Genomic DNA, 6,791 nt, shown 5'->3' with positions numbered 1-6,791 from the left:
GACAACCTTCCAGGGAGCTCCCATGTCCACCGCCTCCGACGCCGCCGACCCTTCGGCCCCGCGCCGCCCGCAGGTGCAGAAGATCAACGCCGATGACGTCTATGCCGCCCTGCGGGCCGGCTGGGAGGACTTCCGCGCCACCTCCCGCTTCGGCCTCTTCTTCGGCGGGGTCTATGCCGCCGTGGGCATCCTGCTCTTCCTGCTGCTCTGGCTGCTGGAGCAGCCGCTCTGGATCGTGCCCTTCGCCTTCGCCTTCCCGCTGATCGGCCCCTTCGCCGCCATCGGCCTCTACGAGGTCAGCCGCCGGCGCGAGACCGGCGCGCCGCTCACCTGGTCCGACGTCCTCGGCGTGGTCTGGAACGAGCGCAACCGGCAGATCCCGTCGATGGCCTTCATCGTGCTCGCGCTCTTCCTGCTCTGGATGTGGGTGGCGAGCATGCTCGTCATCCTCTTCCTCGGGCGGATGAGCGGCGCGGTCTATTCCAACCTCGACGCGCTGCTCGCCACCGGCAACGGGATCATGCTGCTCGTCGTCGGCGGGCTCGTCGGCGGGCTCATCGCCTTCCTGCTCTTCGCCCTCACCGCCGTCTCGCTGCCGCTGCTGCTCGACCGGGACGTGGACTATGTCACCGCGATGACCGTGAGCCTGCAGGCGGTCACCGACAACCCGCACGCCATGCTGCACTGGGCCTGGATCGTCGTGGCCCTGCTCTTCGTCGGGATGCTGCCGATGTTCCTCGGGCTCATCGTGGCGCTGCCCGTGCTCGGCCACGCGACCTGGCACATCTACCGCAAGGTGATCGCCCCGCAGGCCTGACGTGCGCGCGCGTTAACCTTCATGCACAAGGCGGTTAACGCGTCGGCGTTTCCTCATTGATTTCAATGAGTTGACCTTCGTCCGCACTGTGCGACGAACAGCCGGGGGCCCCGCCGCGGGCGGGGCCTCCACGCTCTGCGGGCCCTATTCGGCGGCGACGACCTGCCGCTGCGGCTCGCTCTTGCCCGACTTGCCGAGCGGGTCGTCCTGGCGCTGCACCGAGCCCTCGAAATGCGCCCCGCTCTCGATGGCGATCGTCTTGTGGACGATGTCGCCCTCGCAGCGCGCCGAGGCGCTCAGCCGCACCTTGAGGCCGCGCAGCCGCCCGACCACCCGGCCGTGCACCACCACCTCGTCAGCGATCACCTCGCCCTTCACCGTGGCGCTCTCGCCCACGATCAGCACCTGGGCGCGCACGTCGCCCTCGACGATGCCCTCGACCTGGATGTCGCCGCTCGACTTCACGTTGCCGATGATGGTCAGGTCCGACGAGAGCACGGACGGCGCCGGCTTGGCCTTCGGCGCCGCCGGAGCGGCCATCGCCGGCGCTGCGGCGGGCTTGGGATCGAACAGGACGGAAGGAGCCTCACCCTGCGCCTTCGCCGGCTGCGGCGGCGGCGGGGTATCCTCGTGCTTCGACCTAGAAAACATCCTTGGCGGCCTCCAGATAGGTCATCGGGTTCACAGGCTGACCGTTGACCCGCACCTCGTAGTGAAGATGCGAGCCAGTGCTACGCCCGGTTGAACCCATATCACCTATTTGCACGCCACGCGATACCTCTTGTCCCACCTTGACCCGGATTTTGCTCTGGTGGGCATAGACGGTCTCGAAGCCGAACTCGTGCCGGATGCGCACCACGTTGCCGTAGCCGCTCTCCCGCCCGGCGGCGACCACCAGGCCGTCGGCCGTCGCGAAGATCGGCGTCCCGACCGGCGCCGCCAGGTCGACGCCCGCGTGCATCCGCCCCCAGCGCCGCCCGAACGGGCTGGTGAAGCGGTAGCTCGAGCGCAGCGGCATGGTGTAGGGGATCTTCTCCACCGCGATCCGCATCAGGTTCATGCGGTCGAGATCGAGCATCAGCTTGTCGAAGCGGGAATTGAGCGCCGGATCGTCGAACGAGCGGGTGCTGACCACCGCATCGCCGACCGGCCCGCCCTGGCCGGAATAGCCGCTCCTCACCGTCTCGATCAGGCTGTCGACGTCGAGGTTCGCCGTGCTGATCAGCTTCTCGAGCGGCCCGAACGACAGGGCGACCGCCTGTTCGAGCTGGTCGACCATCTCGTCCTGGCGCTCGCTGTTGACCTTCATCCTGAGCTCGAGGTCGGCCACCTGCTGCGTCAGCGTCTCCCGCTCGGCGCGCGCCGTGTCGCGGACCGCCACCGCCTCGGCAAGCGCCCCCGTGACCGTCTTCAGCGTCTCGGCGAGGTCCGCCCCGCTCTCGTGGCTCAACCTGTCGCTGACCTCGTTCATCTGCGCCACGAGCCGGTCGTTCGCCACCGTCGCGGCATCGCGCTGGCCGACCGCCTCGTGCAGCCGCTGCCGCATGAGGTCGAGCGCGGTGGTGAGCTCGCGCCCCCGCTCCGCCGACTGCAGCAGCGCGGTCTGCTGCCGGCCGATCTGCTCCATGGCGGTCTGGAAGCGGGTCTGCGCCGACCGCGCCTCGCTTGCGCGCTGGTCGCGCTCGGCGGCGAGCTCCTCGAGCCGCGCCTCGTAGGCCTCCTGCAGCACCACCGTCGGCGCCGTTCCGGAACCGCCCACGAAGTCGATCGCGACGCTCGCCGTCGCGATCGCGAGCCAGCCCACGAGCGCCAGCGAAGCGGCCCCGGACATGAACTGCGAGAGCGGCGTGAGGCGGAGATACCGCGTGGAGGAGCCCGACTGGATGAAGAGGCGCTTTTCCGGGAAGTAAGGGGAGAGGGCGCTATTCACCCACCGTCGGAAGTCCCCCATTAAGATCACCCTCTGGTTGTTCTCGTTATGGTGGGCTCTGCCCCCGACCGCGGGGGTGTCTAGAAATCTTCTCCTCCATTTGCAACGCGGCCCGCCCCGGTCGCCGCGGCGAACTACTCCGTTCGGCGGATTGCTGCCGATCCACCATCTCCGGTTGAACTAAGGCGCGGGCTCAGGTGTCGTCGACAACTCCCTGTCCGGGCGCGCGCAAATCGCGCCCGCCCGATCCGCATGACTCAGCCGAGCTGCCGGACGGCGCCCAGCACCTCCTCGACGTGCCCCGGGACCGAGACCTTGCGCCATACGCGCGAAACGATGCCCTGCGCGTCCACGAGGAAGGTGGAGCGGTCGATTCCCATGTAGGTCCGTCCGTATCGCGACTTCTCGACCCAGACGCCGAACTGCCCGACGACCTCCCCCGTCTCGTCCGACAGGAGCGGGATCCCGAGCTCGTGCTTGCGGCAGAACTTCTCGTGGCTCTTCACGCTGTCCTTCGAGATCCCGACGACGGCGGCGCCCGCCGCCTCGAAGTCGGCCCGCCTGGCGGTGAACTCCAGCGCTTCGGTGGTGCACCCCGGCGTGTCGTCCTTGGGATAGAAGTAGATCACCAGCTTCCGGCCGGCGAAGTCGCGCGGCCCGAGCATCCCGCCGCCGTCGCGCGGCAAGGTGAAGTCAGGCACCGGCTGACCGGCTTCGATCTTCGGCATGAGAGCTCTCCCCGAGTTGCGGCAGCGACCGAGAGACACCATCCCCCGGACGGCTTCAAGGGCCGGTTGTGACCCCGGCCGTCCGCGCCTATACCCCCGCCCGTTACGGCCAGGAGAAGCCGGGGTGCGCCTCGACGAGTTCGACTATCATCTTCCGGAGGAGCTCATCGCGCTGCGGCCCGCCCGCCCGCGACCCGCTTCGCGCCTCCTCGTCGCCACCCCCTCCACGCTCACCGATTCGACCGTCGCGCACCTCCCCGAGTTCCTCGAGCGCGGCGATCTCCTCGTCTTCAACGACACCCGCGTCATCCCCGCCCGGCTCACCGGAACCCGCCGGCGCCCGGCCGGCAGCCCGTCCGGTGCGCGCATCGAGATCACCCTCGTCGCCGCCGCGCCCGGGGGCCTCTGGCGCGCGCTCGCCCGCCCCGGAAAGCGCCTCGCCGCCGGCGACAGCATCGCGTTCGGCGATGCCCTCTCGGCCGAGGTCCGCGACAAGGAGGGCGCCGAGATCCTCCTCGCCTTCGACGCGACCGGCCCGGCGCTCGACGCGGCGCTCGAGCGCGTCGGCGAAATGCCGCTGCCCCCCTACATCGCCCGGCGCCGGCCGCCGGACGCCGCCGACCGCAGCGACTACCAGACCGTCTTCGCGCGGCGCCCCGGCGCGGTCGCGGCGCCGACCGCCTCGCTCCACTTCGACGAGGACCTCCTCGCCGCCCTCGCCGCGCGCGGCGTCGCCGAGACCCGCCTCACCCTGCACGTCGGCGCCGGCACCTTCCTGCCGGTGGCGGTGGACGAGATCGAGAAGCACCGCATGCACGCCGAATGGGGCGAGATCGGCCCCGAGGCCGCCGAGGCGATCCGGGCCACCCTCGCCGCCGGCGGCCGGGTGATCCCGGTCGGCACCACCTCGCTCCGCCTCGTCGAGACCGCGGCCACCGCCCCCGGCCGCATTGGCCCCTGGTCGGGCGAGACCGACATCTTCATCCGCCCCGGCCACCGCTTCCGCATCGCGGGCGGCCTGATGACGAACTTCCACCTGCCGAGGTCCACCCTCCTCATGCTCGTCTCCGCGCTCATGGGCGTCGACCGCATCCGCGCGATCTACGCCCACGCCATCGCCAACCGCTACCGCTTCTTCTCCTACGGCGACTCGTCGCTGCTGCTCCCCGGCGACTCCGCCGGGGCGTCGCCGGCGGACTCGGCCGATGGCCGTCCAGGGAGGACCCGAGGATGATCGCCGTCCTGAAGCATTCCTGGGCGCTCCTCCTCGGCGTGCTGCTGCTCCTGCTCGGCAACGGCCTGCAGGGCACGCTGCTCGGCATCCGCGGCGCGATCGAGGGCTTCGACGCCGCCACCATGTCGCTCGTCATGAGCGCCTACTACGTCGGCTTCCTCGTCGGCTCGCGCCGCGCCACGCCGATGATCGCGCGCGTCGGCCACGTCCGCGTCTTCGCCGCCCTCGGCTCGATGATCTCCGCCGCCTTCATCCTCTACGCCGCCGCCGTCGACGTCTGGGTCTGGACGGCGCTCCGCTTCGTCGTGGGCTTCGCCTTCGCCGGCGTCTACGTCGTGGCCGAGAGCTGGCTGAACGAGGCCGCCAGCAACGAGACCCGCGGGCAGGCGCTCTCGCTCTACATGATCGCGCAGATGGTCGGCATCATCTCCGCCCAGTTCATCCTCACCCTCGCCGACCCGGGCGGCTACACCCTCTTCGTGGTGATGTCGGTCCTCGTCTCGCTCTGCTTCACGCCGATCCTGCTCACCGCCGGGAGCGCCCCGCCCTACCAGACCACCAAGCCCATGTCGCTCGTGCAGCTCTTCCGCATCTCGCCGCTCGGCTGCGTCGGCACCTTCCTGCTCGGCGGGGTCTATGCCGGCATCTTCGGCATGGCCTCGGTCTTCGGCACCGAGATGCGGCTCTCGGTCGCGCAGATCTCGGCCTTCGTGGCGGCGATCTACGTCGGCGGGCTCGTCTTCCAGTATCCGATCGGCTGGATCTCCGACCGCATGGACCGCCGCCGGCTCATCATGGGGCTGACCGCAGTCGGCGCGGTCGTCACGCTGATCGGCGGCATCCTCTCCTCCCACTACGCCGTGGTGCTCGCCCTCGGCTTCGCGGTGGGCGGCGTGGCGAACCCGCTCTATTCGCTCATCATCGCCTACACCAACGACTTCCTCGACAAGTCGGACATGGCCGCCGCCTCGGGCGGCCTGCTCTTCATCAACGGGCTCGGCGCCATGCTGGGCCCGCTCATCATCGGCGCCTCGATGACCCGCTTCGGGCCGGATGCCTTCTTCGTCTACATCGGCACGCTCTTCGCGCTCATCGCGCTCTATGCCCTCTACCGCGCCACCCGCCGCGCCGCGCCCGAGGAGACCTCCTCCTACGCGCCGGTGACTCCGCAGGCCTCGCCCGTCGCGCTCGAGCTGGCGCAGGAAGTCGCCATCGAACGCGCCGGAGGCAACTGACCCCGCTTCCCTTTTTCTTCCGGGTCGGTGAGACTGCGCTTCCCGCGAGGTTGAGATCGAAGATGTACGAAGGCGCACGCGAAGTCCTGGACTACTGGCTCGGCATCGGCCCCGACGGCTGGTATCGCGGCGGCGAGGAGCTGGATGCCGAGATCCGCAGCCGCTTCGGGGCCCTGTGGGAAGAGGGGCGCGCCGGCAAGCTCGCCCAGTGGCGCGCCTCCCCCGCCTCCTGCCTCGCGCTCCTCGTCCTGCTCGATCAGTTCCCGCGCAACATGTTTCGCGGCGACGCGCGTTCCTTCGCCACCGACGCGCGCGCGCTCCGCGTGGCGAAGAGCGCGATCCAGCGCCGCCAGGACCGGCGGGTCGGGCTGCCGGAGCGGCAGTTCTTCTACACCCCGCTCATGCACTCCGAGGTCCTCGCCGACCAGGATCAGTCGGTGCGCATGTACCTGCTGAACTTCGGCCGCGAGGGCCTGCTGCCGCACGCCCAGGCGCATCGCGAGATCATCCGCCGCTTCGGACGCTTCCCCTACCGCAACGCCGCGCTCGGGCGCGAGAGCACGCCGGAAGAGGTCGCCTTCCTCGCCGAGGGCGGATACACGACCATGTTGAACCGGTTCGCCCCGAAGGCGAGCCAGAATGCGAGCGGCAGCGCCGCAGGGGCATAGGGGGACAGACCGATGGCAACCACATACGACGTCGCCGTGATCGGCGCCGGACCCGGCGGCTACGTCGCCGCGATCCGCGCCGCGCAGCTCGGCTTCAAGACGGTGGTGATCGAGCGCGAGCACCTCGGCGGCATCTGCCTCAACTGGGGCTGCATCCCGACCAAGGCGCTGCTGCGCTC

8 protein-coding genes are annotated in these 6,791 nt (G+C 70.0%); 5 read left to right on the top strand and 3 right to left on the bottom strand.

Annotated elements, in window-relative coordinates:
* The coding region (locus Q0112_RS08245; protein WP_324562796.1) for a DUF2189 domain-containing protein at nucleotides 1-817 on the top strand (817 nt) is incomplete at its 5' end.
* A 144-nt stretch (nucleotides 818-961) separates the two neighbouring features.
* Here Q0112_RS08245 and Q0112_RS08240 read toward each other — a convergent pair.
* The 3 genes from Q0112_RS08240 to Q0112_RS08230 form a co-directional block, all read right to left on the bottom strand.
* The gene (locus Q0112_RS08240; RefSeq protein ID WP_297973807.1) at nucleotides 962-1,468 is read right to left on the bottom strand and encodes a polymer-forming cytoskeletal protein; all 507 of its coding nucleotides are present in this window, start codon (nucleotides 1,466-1,468) and stop codon (nucleotides 962-964) included.
* Nucleotides 1,458-2,747, bottom strand: coding sequence for a DUF5930 domain-containing protein (locus Q0112_RS08235; protein WP_297973805.1), 1,290 nt, complete (start codon nucleotides 2,745-2,747; stop codon nucleotides 1,458-1,460). Before Q0112_RS08235 ends, Q0112_RS08240 begins: the two co-directional genes overlap by 11 nt.
* Before the next feature lie 257 nt (nucleotides 2,748-3,004).
* A complete protein-coding gene (locus Q0112_RS08230) occupies nucleotides 3,005-3,475 on the bottom strand; it encodes a peroxiredoxin (protein WP_297973803.1) in 471 nt (156 codons plus the stop codon).
* Between the two features lie 124 nt (nucleotides 3,476-3,599).
* Here Q0112_RS08230 and queA point away from each other — a divergent pair, with 124 nt between their 5' ends.
* The 4 genes from queA to Q0112_RS08210 all read left to right on the top strand — a co-directional run.
* A complete protein-coding gene (gene queA, locus Q0112_RS08225) occupies nucleotides 3,600-4,709 on the top strand; it encodes a tRNA preQ1(34) S-adenosylmethionine ribosyltransferase-isomerase QueA (RefSeq protein WP_297973801.1) in 1,110 nt (369 codons plus the stop codon).
* Complete coding sequence (locus Q0112_RS08220) at nucleotides 4,706-5,944, top strand: MFS transporter (protein WP_297973800.1); 1,239 nt, start codon at nucleotides 4,706-4,708, stop codon at nucleotides 5,942-5,944. The genes queA and Q0112_RS08220 overlap by 4 nt, the downstream gene beginning before the upstream one ends.
* Nucleotides 5,945-6,006: 62 nt before the next feature.
* The gene (locus Q0112_RS08215; RefSeq protein WP_297973798.1) at nucleotides 6,007-6,612 is read left to right on the top strand and encodes a DUF924 family protein; all 606 of its coding nucleotides are present in this window, start codon (nucleotides 6,007-6,009) and stop codon (nucleotides 6,610-6,612) included.
* A gap of 12 nt (nucleotides 6,613-6,624) precedes the next feature.
* On the top strand, nucleotides 6,625-6,791 hold a 167-nt coding region (locus tag Q0112_RS08210; RefSeq protein WP_297973809.1), incomplete at its 3' end, for an FAD-dependent oxidoreductase.

Origin of the sequence: uncultured Amaricoccus sp. (assembly GCF_937858865.1) — a bacterium.
In the GTDB taxonomy this organism is placed as follows: domain Bacteria; phylum Pseudomonadota; class Alphaproteobacteria; order Rhodobacterales; family Rhodobacteraceae; genus Amaricoccus.
Note: the sequence above shows the minus strand (reverse complement) of the source record. Positions and strands in the feature narration are given on the sequence as shown.

Coding starts and splice junctions, on each gene's coding strand:
- Q0112_RS08240 (WP_297973807.1), bottom strand. CDS start 1,468: ATGTTTTCTAGGTCGAAGCACGAGGATACCCCGCCGCCGCCGCAGCCG.
- Q0112_RS08215 (WP_297973798.1), top strand. CDS start 6,007: ATGTACGAAGGCGCACGCGAAGTCCTGGACTACTGGCTCGGCATCGGC.
- Q0112_RS08230 (WP_297973803.1), bottom strand. CDS start 3,475: ATGCCGAAGATCGAAGCCGGTCAGCCGGTGCCTGACTTCACCTTGCCG.
- Q0112_RS08220 (WP_297973800.1), top strand. CDS start 4,706: ATGATCGCCGTCCTGAAGCATTCCTGGGCGCTCCTCCTCGGCGTGCTG.